Source organism: Vibrio gallicus, assembly GCF_024346875.1.
GTDB lineage: Bacteria > Pseudomonadota > Gammaproteobacteria > Enterobacterales > Vibrionaceae > Vibrio > Vibrio gallicus.
Genome location: NZ_AP024871.1, coordinates 2,175,528 through 2,190,420, shown reverse-complemented (window position 1 = coordinate 2,190,420; position 14,893 = coordinate 2,175,528). Strand labels below are relative to the sequence as shown.

Genomic DNA, 14,893 nt, shown 5'->3' with positions numbered 1-14,893 from the left:
GAAGTTAATTCATGCGTATTTTTATTTTGGGTATAGTCGCTGTTGTTCTAGCAGGATGCTCTATGGGACACAGAGACCCAGTCGAAGTAAAGCAGGCTCTAAATGAAGCTGCCAACCAAGCGAATAGTCGTAATCTAGATGAGCTTCCGGCATCGGTGCAAGCCGATTTGATGCCAGACCTTAATAGCCTTGATACGACTTCTGATAACAAACTAAAGCGTTTTCGAGTGCAGGCAAATAATGTTGCCGCGAAGGCGTTTTTTGCCAGTTTAGTACAGGGTAGTGAGTACAGCGTTGCACTGCACCCATCCGTGGCAGGGCGCATTACGGTAAACCTTACCGATGTCACTATTGATGAGGTGTTAAATGTTGTTCGCGATATATATGGCTATAACATCACTCGTACTGGCAAGGTTATTCAGGTATTCCCAGCTGGGCTTCGTACCGAGACTATCCCTGTCGATTATTTGCAAATGAAGCGTATTGGGCGTTCATTGACCTCGATTACAAATGGTTCAGTAGTCTCTAATGGCGACAACTCAAATAACTCATCGTCTAATTCGTCTAATTCAAACAACAATAACTCGTCATCGTCGTCTTCAGAAAAAACGGGTGGTACTGATATTGAAACTACCAGTGAAAGTGATTTCTGGTCACAGTTAGAGAAGTCGGTAGCGACCTTAATTGGCTCAGAAGGTGGACGCAGTGTGGTGGTTTCCCCGCAAGCGAGCGTTATTACAGTTAGAGCATACCCAGACGAAATTCGTGAGATTCGTAATTACCTTGATGTGTCTCAAAAGCGCCTGCAACGTCAGGTGATCTTAGAGACTAAGATCCTAGAGGTGACCCTGCGTGATGGTTATCAACAAGGGATTGAATGGAGCAACATGAGTGCCTCACTTGGTGGTGCGAGTATGGTTGTTAACCGCACAGCGTCAACCTTAGCTGGGCTTGATCCAATTGGGGACGCCTTAGGTGGGTCTACTAACCTCACTATCTCAGATGGTAATTTCCAAGCGGTATTGAATTTTATGGCAACTCAAGGGGATTTAAACGTCCTATCGAGTCCAAGGGTAACGGCTGCAAATAATCAGAAAGCCCTAATTAAGGTTGGTGAAGATGAGTATTTTGTTACCGATGTGACTAGCGTTGTTGGCAGTGGCGATAATGCCAATGTCGCACCTGATATAGAGTTGACCCCATTCTTCTCCGGTATTTCGTTGGATGTTACCCCTCAAATCGATGATAAAGGTAATGTACTACTGCATGTACACCCCGCTGTTATTGATGTAACTACTGAGCTTAAAAGCATAGACCTTGGTGATAGCACCGGCGTACTGCAACTGCCACTTGCCAAAAGCTCTATCCGAGAGTCAGATTCTGTTATTCGTGCTGCGGATGGTGATGTAGTTGTGATTGGTGGTCTGATGAAATCGAGTGAGAACGATATTGTGTCTAAGGTTCCATTCTTAGGCGATATCCCCGGTCTTGGGCATCTATTCCGTAATACATCAAAGCAATCGGTTAAGACTGAGCTGGTTATTTTACTTAAACCAACCGTGGTTGGGGTGAACACCTGGCAGCAAGAGATCGAGCGTTCACGCAGTCTGCTCAATGAGTGGTTCCCAGAAGAAAAATAATGTATTTAACTCAGTTTGGTTTTCATCAAATGCCCTTTAGTTTAACGCCAAATACCCAGTTATTTCATGGGTTGCCGCCACACTATGAGGCAATCCAGACGGTAATGTCTGCCCTAAATATGGGGGAGGGAGTGGTTAAGCTTATCGGTGAGGTTGGCACGGGTAAAACCATGGTCTGTCGTATGCTCATTGAGCAGTTACAGTCCGACTACTCCTTAGTGTATTTACCTAATCCAGTGTTGGATGGTGATGGCTTAAGGTACACCATTGCTAAAGAGCTTGGACTCGAGGTATCCAATCCGCACGCCATTGTAGATGAAATACAAGCCAAGCTGGTGCAACTTCGAGAACAGGGAAGACCTGTGGTTGCGTTAATTGATGAAGCCCAAGCGTTAAGTGATGAGGCTTTGGAGACACTGCGTCTTTTTGGCAATCTAGAAACGGTGACCGAAAAGCTGCTACAGATAGTGTTGATAGGTCAGCCTGAGTTGGAACTACGACTAGCTCAACATCATTTACGTCAGTTTAGACAAAGGATCACCTTTAGTGCTCAACTGCGTCAATTGTCAGTGGAGGAAGGGGTTGCTTATATTGATCACCGCATAACCCAGAGCGGTGGTAATAAAAAGCTATTTACCCTAGCTCACAAGAAAGCCATCTGGCGAGCGGCGTCAGGAACCCCTCGAATTATGAATCAACTGTGCCATAAAACTTTATTGCTAGCGGTTAACTCGAAGGACGTACAAATCGTTAATCAGCATGTGTTCAATGCAATAAAAGATAGCTATGTAATGGAAAAACCAAGGTATAGAACACCATTTTTATGGGGATGGCAGCAGGTATGAGTGTAGTAAATAGCGCTTTAAATAAGCTGGCGCAACAAGATGAAAATGCAGCATCTAAACTGCATAGAGCAGAGGTGCCTAAATTAAAAAAATCGCACCCTATAGTATGGTTAGTGGCAGGATTTAGTCTCAGCCTAGCGATTGGTAGTTATGCGGTATCTCAGCAGCAGCCTTCATTGTTGGTCAAAGATGACCTCATTGTGCAACAGCCTGATGCTATTGAATCTGGAACCGTGCTGAACTCTATTTCCTCACCAACTCGAAATCAAGTACAACCGAACAGTGTAACCGTCTTCCATCCACAGCCAAAAGCGCAACCGATTACAGAAAAGTCGGTCACAGCTAAGCCAGTAACAGCTAAGTCTGTAGCAACTGGAGCCGTCGAATCTCAAGCGGCAAACCTACAGCCAAAACCAGTAGTTACTGCCAAGCAGGCTACTCAGCCAGCATTACAGGCTAAAACATCCCCAGCACCTAAGGTGCATGCTCCAAAGCAGGCGCTGGCTACACCGATTGAGAAACCGATTCTGATTGCAAAAGCGAAGGTAACCCCTGAATCTGAAATGGTAGTGCAGCAGGTTGATTTGACACCACAACAACTTGCCGATAAATCAATTGCTCGCGCAGAAGCCGCATTGAGTTCGAACGATATAAAAACAGCATTTACTGAATATCACAAGGCACTGAAATTAGTTCCGAGCGATGAAAAAACGCGTCAAAAACTAGCAGCAATTTATTATGGACGTAAAGACTCGCGAAGGGCGATCAACCTATTGCAGCAAGGGATTGCGATTAATGAAAAAGGGGGAGATCTGCGGTTTGCTCTAGCTAAGCTGTTAGTAAAAGAAGAACAGCCTGAAGCCGCCTTGTCTTCACTAACCTATATTCCCGATAGTGCCAGTGATGAGTATTTGGCGCTTCGAGCCGGTTTGGCGCAGCAACTAAAAAATGTCGAAGTTGCTGCCTTGAGCTATCAGATGCTCACTGAAAGAGATCCGAACAATGCACGCTGGTGGCTAGGTTTAGCTATTCAACAAGAGCGTCAACTGCAGTATGCAGATGCAAAATCGTCGTACACCAAAGCGTTAGGTTTGGTTGGTGTATCAAAGCAGACTCAAGCGTTTGTCCGTGATAGGTTGCAGCTGCTGAACTCTCTTGAGGGGATCGATAATGGCAATTAAGTTAGTAAAACGTCTCGGTGACTTATTGGTTGAGAATAGCATTGTCTCTGAAGATCAGGTGCTGCAAGCATTAGCCTCTCAACAGCAAACTGGCCGTAAGCTGGGTGACTCTCTTATTCAGCTTGGTTTTATTTCAGAAAAGCAGTTGCTGACATTTCTAGCTCAACAGTTGAACCTTGCGTTAGTGGATCTCAATCGCATTCAGGTTGATATTGATGCGGTTCAGCTTTTACCTGAGGTTCATGCACGGCGGTTGCGCGCTTTGGTTATCACACGTCACGACCATGTTGTCACGGTGGCAATGAGCGATCCGGCGGATCTTTCTGCTCAAGAATCGGTGCTACGCATACTTTCTCAGTATGAGGTTAAATTGGTGGTTGCTTCTGAAAAACAGCTAGTGGCAGGCTTTGATCGCTATTACCGCCGGACCAAAGAGATAGCCTCTTTTGCGGAGCAGTTGCAAGCTGAACACCAAACTACCGATAGCTTTGAAGTTAATATTTCTGGCTTTGCTGATAGTGAAGAGGTCACCGTTGTAAAACTGATCAACTCATTATTTGAAGATGCAGTTCAGGTGGGAGCTTCAGATATCCATATTGAGCCGGATGACAAGGTTTTACGCTTGAGACAGCGTATAGACGGTATCCTACATGAGACAATTTTAAACGAAGTAAACATTTCATCAGCCTTGGTGCTTCGTCTTAAGCTGATGGCGCAACTGGATATATCTGAGAAGCGTTTGCCACAAGATGGCCGCTTTCATATCAAAGTTAAAGGTCAATCAATTGATATTCGTATGTCGACCATGCCAGTGGAATACGGTGAATCGGTTGTTATGCGCTTACTCAATCAAAGTAATGGCATCCGCGCCCTAGAAGAATCGGGTTTACCACAAGATATATTGGTGCGATTGCGGCGTCAGTTGCAGCGCCCACATGGCATGATTTTAGTAACAGGCCCTACAGGGTCGGGTAAAACAACCACGCTTTATGGGGCTTTGACAGAGCTCAATTCGCCCTCTAAGAAGATTATTACAGTTGAAGACCCGGTTGAATACCGCTTACCTAGGGTCAATCAAGTGCAGGTAAACTCCAAGATCAACTTGGATTTTTCTACTGTACTGCGAACTTTTTTGCGTCAAGATCCAGACATCATTTTAGTCGGGGAGATGCGGGACCAAGAAACGGTTGAGATTGGCCTAAGAGCTGCATTGACCGGTCACCTAGTGCTCAGTACTTTGCACACCAACGATGCGGTAGACAGCGCGTTGCGTATGATGAATATGGGGGCTCCTGGCTATCTTGTGGCCAGTTCAGTAAGGGCAGTATTGGCACAAAGGTTGATTCGTCGCGTATGTCCTGATTGCTCGCAAACCGTTGAACCCACTGCTAATGAGAAGAATTGGCTAGAAGCTAGATTCCCCAACCAGGCTATGAGTCATTTTGCCAAAGGTCAGGGGTGTCAAAGCTGCAACCTTACTGGATACCAAGGTCGAATCGGGGTGTTTGAACTGCTTGAATTTGACTCGCAACTCATGGATGCCCTACGTGCCAATGATGCCGTTGGTTTTGCTCAGCAAGCACGCCATGCAGAAGGGTATCAACCGCTATTGATTTCGGCGATGGAGCTAGCTCTTCAAGGAACGGTTAGCCTTGCTGAAGTGATGATGCTCGGTGAAGGTGATGGCTCTGGTGTTATTGAGCAGCACTTTATATAGGTAAAATATGGCTACCTTTCGTTATCAAGGACGTGACCTTGAAGGTCAAAAAGTTAATGGGCTGGTTGAAGCGGCGACTGAAGAGTTAGCGGCGGAGTCGCTGATGGAAAAAGGGGTAATCCCTATTACCATTAAGACCAATAGCTCGAACACCAAGGCAAGTTTTGATTGGCAGTCTATGTTAACGCCAGCAGTGCCGCTTGATGTTTATGTGATATTTTGCCGCCAGATGTATAGCCTAACCAAGGCTGGTATTCCATTGCTACGAGCTATTCGCAGCTTAACCGCGGATGCCTCCAACAAACAGCTTAAACAAGCGTTGCAAGAGGTTGCTAGTGAATTGACTAATGGGCGCAGCCTCTCGGCCTCAATGCAGCTTCACGCGAGTGTGTTTAGTCCTTTATTTGTGTCTATGGTTGCGGTGGGTGAAAACACCGGGCGGCTAGACCAAGCACTGTTGCAGCTTAGTCATTACTATGAGCAAGAGCTAGAAACTCGAAAGCGGATCAAAACCGCTATGCGTTACCCAATACTGGTGATCTCGTTTATCACCATAGCTATGTTTGTATTGAATCTAAAGGTCATACCGCAGTTTGCAAGTATGTTTAACCGCTTTGGTGTGGATCTGCCTCTGCCTACTCGAATTCTGATAGGTACATCCAACTTCTTTGTTGAGTATTGGACCTTGATTATAGGGGTTATCGTGGGCTGCGTTTTTGCGTTTCAGGCTTGGGTAAGCAGAGCGGATGGACGTGAAAAGTGGGATAAAATGCGTCTGCGCTTTCCCGTGGTTGGTGACATAGTAAACCGAGCTCAATTGGCACGCTTTTCGCGAACCTTTTCATTGATGCTCCAATCTGGTGTGCCGTTGAATAACTCATTGGCTCTATCTGCTGAAGCTATGGACAACAAATATTTAGAAGCTAGGCTACTGGATATGAAGTCTGCTATCGAAGGCGGAACCTCGGTTACGGTAGCGGCAAGAAATACTGGAATCTTTACCCCTCTGGTGCTGCAGATGGTATCTGTTGGGGAAGAGACAGGGCGTGTGGACGAGTTATTATTAGAGGTAGCTGACTTTTACGATAGAGAAGTCGACTATGACCTTAAAACCCTAACCGCTCGCATTGAGCCTATTTTACTGGTGATTGTGGCGGGTATGGTGTTAATTCTTGCGCTGGGTATCTTCTTGCCGATGTGGGGTATGTTGGATGCCATCCAAGGCTAGTAAGAGAACGGTTATTACAACCCCGCCCTCGATGGTTCGCTTAAGTGCATGGATTGCTGTGGTGTTGGTCTTGATAGGCAGTTTATTGTTCGCATTAAATCGAATATCTGAACAAGCAAATTCGGCATCGATACAGTTAATTGCAAGGAGTGCATTGGATAGAGCGAATAACCTTAGGCAGCACTGGGTGCTGCTTGATAAACCACGCTATGCCAACATCCATGGTCATAGGGTGAGCTTTAACCAAAAAGGATGGGCACTGCCTATCTTAGAAGGTGATAAAGAGTGCCAAGCTTGGCAGGATATATTGCTTACTAATACGGCAACGCCTAATCAACCGCTGAGCTCACAACTAACTCAAGCGCCAGACCATTATCAGTGCGATTATACTTTCTCCAATGGAGACAGTATTCGAATTCAATTACGCCATGGTGATCTATCGATTCGCTAATAGGTGAGCGAATCTGAAAAAATAATTAAAAAGGCCGTGGTTTGATTTTGCAACCTATGAAGTGATTTTTTATAGGAAATAGATAATTAATTTAAATAAAGCAATGATTTAATGGGTATATACCTCTTGGAAAACTGTTTTTTTTTAGCTATGTTAATCATATGCAATCCATACGAAACAGTCGTGCAATATTAAGAATAAAGCTAGGGAATATAGCACTTTGAAAAAGAGTATCGGAATGAACAAAAGTGCTGGCTTTTCTTTAATAGAATTGGTCATAGTTATTGTTGTTTTAGGTTTATTGGCAGTAGCGGCATTACCAAAGTTTTTGCATGTAACCGATAGAGCTAAGCAAGCCAGTATTGAGGCTGTGGCGGGTGGTTTTGCCACCGCAGTGTTATCGGCTCGCGCGCAATGGGAGGCGAAAGCTCGCCCTCGTTCAATGGCTGATAACCCAAATAGCAATTATGTTGATTATGATGGCAGTTATTTTCAGTTGTCGTCGAGCAAGTTTAAAGATGGCACACAGACCAAGCTTCGAGATGGTTATCCTATGGCGTATTTTGGGGATGATCATGCTCCTCAAAAGCAAGAGTCACCGACAAGGATAACCAATACAGATGTTTGTATTGAATTATTTAGACACCTGTTGCAAAACCCACCTTCGATTAATGCTGATAGCTCAGCTAAGTCAGTAAAATACCTGGCTTCTGTTGAAGGGGATACCGTTTGCCGTTACGTACAGCTAGCTAATAGTCACAGCGATGCGGCGCACTATTTTGAATATGATGCATCGAAAGGCAACGTTTCGATCACCGTGAAGTGACGCTAAAGGGAACAATATGCGAAAACAGCGAGGCTTTACATTAATCGAGTTGGTAGTGGTGATCGTTATCCTTGGAATATTAGCGGTAACGGCGGCACCTCGTTTTTTGAATCTACAATCGGATGCTAGGATCTCTGCGTTGAAGGGGGTCAAAGGTTCAATGGCTAGCGCAGCTTCAATTTATTATGCCAAGGCAATTATTGAAGGCGAAGAAGATAACCCAAACTTTACGGTGGACAACGTTCCTTTAGCTTATGGTTACCCTTATGACACGGATGTGGGCATAGTCGATGCAGTGCAAGGGTTGCGTGATACCACGCAGTGGGAAATTTCTTTAGCAGGTCAGAATCTGAATCAAGGGGTAGCGGTGCGATTTGCTGGTACACCTGATACTAACGGTACGCAATGTTCAGTGATTTATGCATTGGATCGTGATGCCAATGGCCCGATAAATGAGGGCGCCCCACCAACCATTACCGTTATCGAAAACGGTTGTTAATCAATAATCTAGGGGAGTGGTTTATTGTTTAATAAAAACAACAAACCACTTGTTAAATTAAACTTACAAATTTATATTATTTAGTAACAGTAAAGTTAACTTAAAACACAAGGTGAATAAATGAAAAAGCAAGGTGGTTTTACACTGATTGAGCTAGTGGTAGTTATAGTAATCCTAGGTATTCTAGCGGTAACAGCGGCACCACGTTTCTTAAATCTACAATCTGATGCACGTGAGTCTTCTCTACAAGGCTTGAAAGGTGCAATGGCGGGTGCAGGCTCTATCGTTTACGGTAAGGCTGCGATTGAGGGAATTGAAACTCAATCATCTGCAACAACATCGAATGATATTGACGTTGTATTTGGCTACCCAGCGGCAACATCTGCTGGTATTGCAAATGCAGTTCAAGGCCTAGAAGACGATTGGAGCTTCGATACTGCATCGGCACCAACAGCTCCTGCAACAGTTGCGCTAGTTGCAACATTTGCTAAAACAGCATCTGGAGCGACAGAAATTGAAGCAACTAATTGCTACGTACAATATAACGAAGCGGCAACCTCTGTTGCGACTCCAGTTATTGAAGTTACAGATTCAGGTTGTTAATAGTTAACTGACTTATCAAAGGCCAGCATTGCTGGCCTTTTTTTGTAATTAGTACCACTTCAGTTTATTTTTATGGTTTATATTTCACTATAATATTAGCCACTTAGCTTGCCATGGATGCTATACAGCGCACGATGAGAAAACGCATAGATACCGGCTTTACCCTAATCGAATTAGTTGTGGTGATCGTTGTTTTGGCGATCATTAGCTTGTATGCGTCGAGCCAATACCTAGGGGTGTCACGCTTTTCAGCTAAAGCTGCCCAGCAGCAAGGTATATCGGTAATTCGTCAGATCCAACTTGGGCGCATGCAGTCCAACGTTTCGAGTAGTGATGCGCAAGCAAATCGCTACCAGTTATTAGTCACGGACAATTGTTTAGGCTCGGTTGAAGCATGTACAGCGAGTGCCCCTAATCAAGATGATGAGTTTAGCCATAAGGTCGTGATTGAGGGCCAAGATTTGCAGTTTCAGCCGGAGATGGAGGTGCAGTTTGACCTGTTAGGTAATCCTTGCGTGGTGTCTGGTAGCAGTTGCGTAGCCCTTGCCCCCTCTGCTGAACTCAAAATTGAGGTTGATAGCAGTAGCGATAATGCTGGGGTGTGTATCACCAGCCAAGGATATGTTTATGGCTGCTAGAATCAGTAAGGGCTTTACCCTAGTCGAAAGTATTTTTGTCATCATTATCTTAGGCTTGGCAATGATAACCTTGGTCAGTGTGCTGTACCCACAAATTGCCCAATCAGCCAAGCCATACTATGAGGTGCGAGCTTCAGCCTTAGCGAATAGCCTAATGACAGAGATACTGGCAAGAAACTTTGATGAACATAGTGACCATGACGGTGGTAAATATCGCTGTGGGGAGTTAGGCCCAGATAGCATGACCACCATTAGCTGTACTGATGACTCTGCTCTGGGACGCGAGGAGCCGGTTGCCCTTTTTAATGATGTGGATGACTACATTGGCTGTTGGTATACCAGTAGCGATTCACGTCAACGCTGTACTCACCCTGCCGATAAACAGTACCCACTGTCTGATATCTTTGGTAATACAATCTCTGATGATTATCAGGGTTTCAAGGCCGAGGTTTCCATCAATTATGATTACGATTGCGACCTATTGGTTAAAGCGGATGCCTGCACCACGAAGCTGTTTAAAAAAATCACGGTAGTGATTACCGCTAGCCAGTATGGGGATTTCACCTTTGTGGCACATAAGGGAAATTTCTAATGAAAAGAAATGGTTTTACCCTAATTGAGCTTGTGGTCACAATCGTAGTGGTTGCCATTATCGGGCTGGGAATTACTACTTTTGTTGAATTTGGCTTAAAGGGGTACAGCCAATCTGTTGAGCGGCAACGCTTACAGGGGCAAGCACGCTTTGTTCTTGAGAAAATGGGGCGAGAGGTGCAGTATGCCGTTCCTAATAGCATCCATATTTCGGCTCAAGGATGCCTTGAGTTTTACCCAATTCAGTATGCTGGATTTTATACCAAGCAAGAGCCCATTAATGCGATTGAGTTTGTGATAGCTAATCAAAATTTTGATTACTCGTATACCTTTGCTCAGCACACTCGAATGGTGATTAACCCTACTAGAATAGCTGATCTAGAAATAGATAATGCCGGAAACAGCGTCACTGGCCAAAGCCGTTCACTACAGGGTGTTTCGAGTAGCACCGCAGGGGATTACTACAGCGTTACTATGCGCCCACCGAGTGATTCAGCGGCTAATCGCGTGTATATCTATATGGATAACAACCGAGTGTCCTACTGCCTGCAAGATATGGGAGATGGTACGAGTGCGAGGTTGGTGCGAGAAAACAAGGGCGCAACCGTCACTGTGGCTACCGATTTAAGCCTAACCGAGAGCCGCTTTCAGTTTGAAGATAGCGCACTACAACGAGGTGGCCTAGTACATCTGGATCTTCTGTTCTTTAATGGCGATGAGCGAAGTTCCTATAAACACGATATACAGGTGAGCAATGTTCCGTAGCTTTAATTCACGTCAACAGCAGGGCAATATATTGCTGCTTGCCATCTTTGTTATCTTCGTTATGGGCATGCTGGCAATGAGCTTATTGCGTGTGAGTTGGTCTAACCAAGATACTTTAACCAGAGAGATGCTGGGAAACCAGGCTAATCTGCTGGCTCGCTCAGCCAATCAATGGGGGCTGACTCAGTTGTTTCCATTAAATGGTTCAGAGGATTTCGAGGCACTTTCTCAGCGCTGTAACACCTTATCAAGCAATGCCGCTACCGCCGCTGCTGCATTAGTAACAAACAGTAATATTCCCTGTTTAAGCCCCATAATTGCATGTGAATCTTCGTCGCTAAACGTACCTGATGAGTTGCGCTATCTGCGCTTAACCAGTGTCGCCAAATGTAATAGCGGCAATATATTTGAAGTACAACGAGAACAGAGTGTTTGGGTAAGAGGAATTAAAGATGAGTAGTCGTTGGTTATGCTTACTTATGCTATTTACCTCGTGCCAAGTGTTTGCTGATAGTCGCTGTGAGCATGTAAACGGTGCCCAGGACATGGTGATTGAGTTTACCGTTGTTGGTTCACCTGATTACCAAGAACTGTATTTTACACAAGGCAATAAAAGAGAGCAGACACTTTGGTATACCCAAGATTATAACTCCGATCCGGATTATATTTTTAATGAGCAAGGACTGCAGAATAACCAATCTTATCGAATGAGGATTGAGTATCAAGAAGATGCAGGGATGGCTTACTACTATCAACTTGATAATGGGAATAAAACGCTACGTCAATCTAAGCCCGCCAATATAAAAAATGGCAATTTAAATGGAACAGGAATCGGTATTAGCGATCTTCAGTGCAGTAATGATGAAGTGGTTACGCCGCCTGAACCGCCCGAGCCTGAGCTGCCTGATCAGTGTGCAGTATTTCCTCATGCGGTCCAATCTTGGTTTACCGGTTCATCGTTAAATGTCAGCGGAGGGAATGGCTCGATCCTTGGCACAAGCAATGGCGCGGTAGGGGTTGGTTCTGTTATTCGTCAAAACTGGCAATCAGCTTGTGACGGTCAGCAATGCGTCGCAGATTCTAGCCTACTTATCGCACAACCGGCAGTGCAAGATTTTAACCCAGTTGGACCAAGCATTAATCTGGGGTGGACGCCAGCACGAGAGCCAATTGCTGAAGGAAGTTATACCAGTATCACCTTAGGGTCAGGTCAATATGAGTTAACCGGTTTAAACTATGATGTTGGTAGCTTCTCCTTCTCTGGTGGCGGCACGCTATATATCAAACCGGGTACATTATTAAAAGTAAATCAGCTTTCGATTGGTGGTAGTGCCAAAATAATTGTCGAGGGTGATGGTGATCAAACGTGGAATATCTGGGGTGAAGACTGGAACAACCAATCGGCAGCTATTTCAATTTCGACCGATCAACTGTCAACCAATATATTCAGTCGTGGCTCAGCAGAGATACACGGAGTAACTCAAGTATTGGGTTCGGTTACGGCAAAAGATATTGCCATTAATGGCAGTGCACAAATCAGTCATACTGAAGACCATTGTAGCCAACCTCCCTTGCCAGGTAACGACCTGTCGCTTACTCCCAATCAAGGGATTCAACTTACCTGTGAGGCTCAACCGATACGCTTTGAGGTCAATAACAGCGGGGGCACCTATAACGGAAATATAGTGGTTACCTCTAGTGGGAGCCCTAATTCCTCTCTAGCTGTGATTGCTGGGCAGGGAACGAGTCTAGGAGGTAACCTCTACAAGCCAAATAGCGCAGGGGTACTTGGCTTGACCCTTGAGGAGCCTGTGGTTGGCAGCGTATCTGTTACGGGCTATTTGGAAAACGATCAAGCCAACACCTCGGTCAGTGGTAGCTATAAGTTTGTGGCGCATAAATTTGGATTTACACCGAATCCAACTAATGTAATTGCGGGTAAAGAATCTGATGAGGTAGCTGTTCAGCCGCTACAGTGCTTGAATAATGCTCCCGTAGTTGCCGCGGATTACAATGGGGTTAAGCAGGTTGATTTGTTAGCCACTGCGTATCTTCAACCCAACTCAACAGCGCGCCCTAATCAGGTAATTCAAGTTAATGGACAGGCGACGCCATCATCCAATATGCCGTTGGATTTTGGTTCTAATAGCACAGCTACGGTTAAGGTGGCTTATGCTGAAGCGGGGGCTGTATCTTATAAAATGCAAGATACCTTGTGCCTAAAAGATGCCGACGGTAATGACAGCAATGAGTGCGTTACCTTTGAAGGTGAGCATCGTGTGCAGTCTAGGCCTTGGACCTTTGCGTTATGCAGCCCAATTAAACCTAATGCCGAACTAAAGGGAACCGCTGAAACCGGTGATAAGTTTGCGGTTTCCGGGGCGCCATTTGTATTAGATGCGATCCCGATTAAATACGTTAGCGGTAATACCTCAGGTGATGTGGAGGTGTCGAGTTACTGTGATGACTTAACCGCGCTTGCTAATCTTGAAACCAAAAACTTCTATGCAAGTGATGCCCCAGATGCATCTGTAACCCTTGAAGCAAGCCTTGATACACCATCTGATGGGCGGATTGGGGATAAAGGACTGCAAGGTATCCCTGACAACGGGATTGGCCATGATACAGTTATCGACGGTCGAATTAGATTTGATGCCTTGCAGTGGGATGAGGCAGGTAGCTTGAGAATCAAGGCGAAACTAGACCAAGATAGTAATTATTTGTTTGAGCCAATTCAGGCGGGTCAGCGAAGTGTAGGGCGCTTTGTACCCAGTCAATTAACTATGCTGAGCCCTGACTCCAATTGGGTTCAGTGGCAGTATGCTACAGGGCACACTGGTTTTGCCTATATGAGCCAACCAATCACGCATAGCTTTAGACTGCAAGCAGTTGGCGTGGGCGGTATTGCAACCCAAAACTATGGCTTGTTTGATGATTCATTAATCTCAACGGTTGGGTATGTTGCTCAAACTAAGGGCAGTACCCCTGAAATTGATTTTGTATCTGAAGGGCGTATTGATGGCGTTCAAACCTGGAATGGAGCTAGCTGGCCTAAGGATCTAGCCAATGACCCTTCTACGTTGGCAATAGAAATGACTGATTTTTCATTATTGAGAAAAACGCAATCTGGCGCAGCGTTAACGACTGAGGTTGATGGTCCTTATGATACACAAAATGGTATTGATTTTGGGCTAAAGGTCGACACTGAGGTTGATGGGGTCAATATCGGAGCCTTAGACATACCCTCGTTAATCCCTGATAGCGCAGGTGACTCGCCTATGCTAGGTAAACGATTCAACATTCAGCCTAGATTTCGCTATGGAAGAATGAACCTTGCAGACGTCGGCGGAAATAGCGGCCAGACTGTGCGAGTACCATTGAGAATCGAGTATTGGAATGGTAATAGCTTTGTTCTGTCTACAGCTGATACAGGGAGTCGCTTCAATAGTATTCAGCGTTATTGCTCGCAAACTATCTGGACTAATAATGCAAATATTAAGGCTGTTCAGGCCAGTTTAGACTCGAGTAACGATCAAGGGGTGGTAAAGGGAGAGTCGCAACAGTTAAATGCTGTGCATACTCCATTATCGGGTCAAAATGAGCGAGCACAGGTGCGTTTGTGGCTTCGTCAGGGATCAAATTCGGTACAGCTAACGGATAGTGGTGTAGATTGTAGTAATGGCGCAGATTTTACCAATCAACCGTGGTTGCAATACAATTGGCGAAACCTAGGCGATGAGGACCCATCAACGGTGGTTACCTTTGGCACCTTTCGCGGCAATGACAGAATAATATTCAGTGGTGAGAAAGGGATGTTTGCTAACTAAAAACGACTTTTTTAGGGCCTAAGTCAGGAGAGAGTCAGAAAAACCGATATTATCTCAATCTTTATAATGCAATACCTTGCCC

14 protein-coding genes are annotated in these 14,893 nt (G+C 45.1%); all 14 read left to right on the top strand.

The annotated features are described in order from the left end of the window. The first annotated feature begins 11 nt into the window (after positions 1–11). The 14 genes from mshL to OCU28_RS10165 all read left to right on the top strand — a co-directional run bounded on the left by mshL (position 12) and on the right by OCU28_RS10165 (position 14,811). Positions 12–1,640, top strand: coding sequence for a pilus (MSHA type) biogenesis protein MshL (mshL, locus tag OCU28_RS10230; RefSeq protein WP_261816090.1), 1,629 nt, complete (start codon positions 12–14; stop codon positions 1,638–1,640). Next, the gene (locus OCU28_RS10225) at positions 1,640–2,485 is read left to right on the top strand and encodes an ExeA family protein (RefSeq protein WP_261816089.1); all 846 of its coding nucleotides are present in this window, start codon (positions 1,640–1,642) and stop codon (positions 2,483–2,485) included. The genes mshL and OCU28_RS10225 overlap by 1 nt, the downstream gene beginning before the upstream one ends. Further along, positions 2,482–3,666 (top strand): hypothetical protein, encoded by a 1,185-nt coding sequence (locus tag OCU28_RS10220; RefSeq protein WP_261816088.1) that lies wholly within the window; start codon positions 2,482–2,484, stop codon positions 3,664–3,666. Before OCU28_RS10225 ends, OCU28_RS10220 begins: the two co-directional genes overlap by 4 nt. Beyond that, positions 3,656–5,383: a GspE/PulE family protein gene (locus OCU28_RS10215; RefSeq protein WP_261816087.1), complete on the top strand. Its 1,728-nt coding sequence runs from the start codon at positions 3,656–3,658 to the stop codon at positions 5,381–5,383. Before OCU28_RS10220 ends, OCU28_RS10215 begins: the two co-directional genes overlap by 11 nt. Before the next feature lie 7 nt (positions 5,384–5,390). After that, a complete protein-coding gene (locus tag OCU28_RS10210) occupies positions 5,391–6,611 on the top strand; it encodes a type II secretion system F family protein (RefSeq protein ID WP_261816086.1) in 1,221 nt (406 codons plus the stop codon). Beyond that, positions 6,595–7,062 (top strand): hypothetical protein, encoded by a 468-nt coding sequence (locus OCU28_RS10205; RefSeq protein WP_261816085.1) that lies wholly within the window; start codon positions 6,595–6,597, stop codon positions 7,060–7,062. The genes OCU28_RS10210 and OCU28_RS10205 overlap by 17 nt, the downstream gene beginning before the upstream one ends. Before the next feature lie 238 nt (positions 7,063–7,300). Further along, a complete protein-coding gene (locus OCU28_RS10200; RefSeq protein ID WP_261816084.1) occupies positions 7,301–7,888 on the top strand; it encodes a type II secretion system protein in 588 nt (195 codons plus the stop codon). A 16-nt stretch (positions 7,889–7,904) separates the two neighbouring features. Further along, a complete protein-coding gene (locus OCU28_RS10195) occupies positions 7,905–8,387 on the top strand; it encodes a type II secretion system protein (protein WP_261816083.1) in 483 nt (160 codons plus the stop codon). A gap of 120 nt (positions 8,388–8,507) precedes the next feature. Beyond that, a complete protein-coding gene (locus OCU28_RS10190) occupies positions 8,508–8,990 on the top strand; it encodes a type II secretion system protein (protein WP_261816082.1) in 483 nt (160 codons plus the stop codon). 134 nt (positions 8,991–9,124) lie between these two features. Then, a complete protein-coding gene (locus tag OCU28_RS10185; RefSeq protein ID WP_261816081.1) occupies positions 9,125–9,628 on the top strand; it encodes a prepilin-type N-terminal cleavage/methylation domain-containing protein in 504 nt (167 codons plus the stop codon). After that, complete coding sequence (locus tag OCU28_RS10180; RefSeq protein ID WP_261816080.1) at positions 9,618–10,220, top strand: type IV pilus modification PilV family protein; 603 nt, start codon at positions 9,618–9,620, stop codon at positions 10,218–10,220. Before OCU28_RS10185 ends, OCU28_RS10180 begins: the two co-directional genes overlap by 11 nt. Further along, positions 10,220–10,984 carry a prepilin-type N-terminal cleavage/methylation domain-containing protein gene (locus OCU28_RS10175; RefSeq protein WP_261816079.1) on the top strand — a complete coding sequence of 255 codons (765 nt, stop codon included), beginning with the start codon at positions 10,220–10,222 and terminating at the stop codon, positions 10,982–10,984. The genes OCU28_RS10180 and OCU28_RS10175 overlap by 1 nt, the downstream gene beginning before the upstream one ends. Further along, positions 10,974–11,444 (top strand): hypothetical protein, encoded by a 471-nt coding sequence (locus tag OCU28_RS10170; protein ID WP_261816078.1) that lies wholly within the window; start codon positions 10,974–10,976, stop codon positions 11,442–11,444. The genes OCU28_RS10175 and OCU28_RS10170 overlap by 11 nt, the downstream gene beginning before the upstream one ends. After that, on the top strand, positions 11,437–14,811 hold the full coding sequence (locus OCU28_RS10165; RefSeq protein WP_261816077.1) for a DUF6701 domain-containing protein: 3,375 nt from the start codon (positions 11,437–11,439) through the stop codon (positions 14,809–14,811). The genes OCU28_RS10170 and OCU28_RS10165 overlap by 8 nt, the downstream gene beginning before the upstream one ends. The last annotated feature ends 82 nt before the right edge of the window (positions 14,812–14,893 follow it).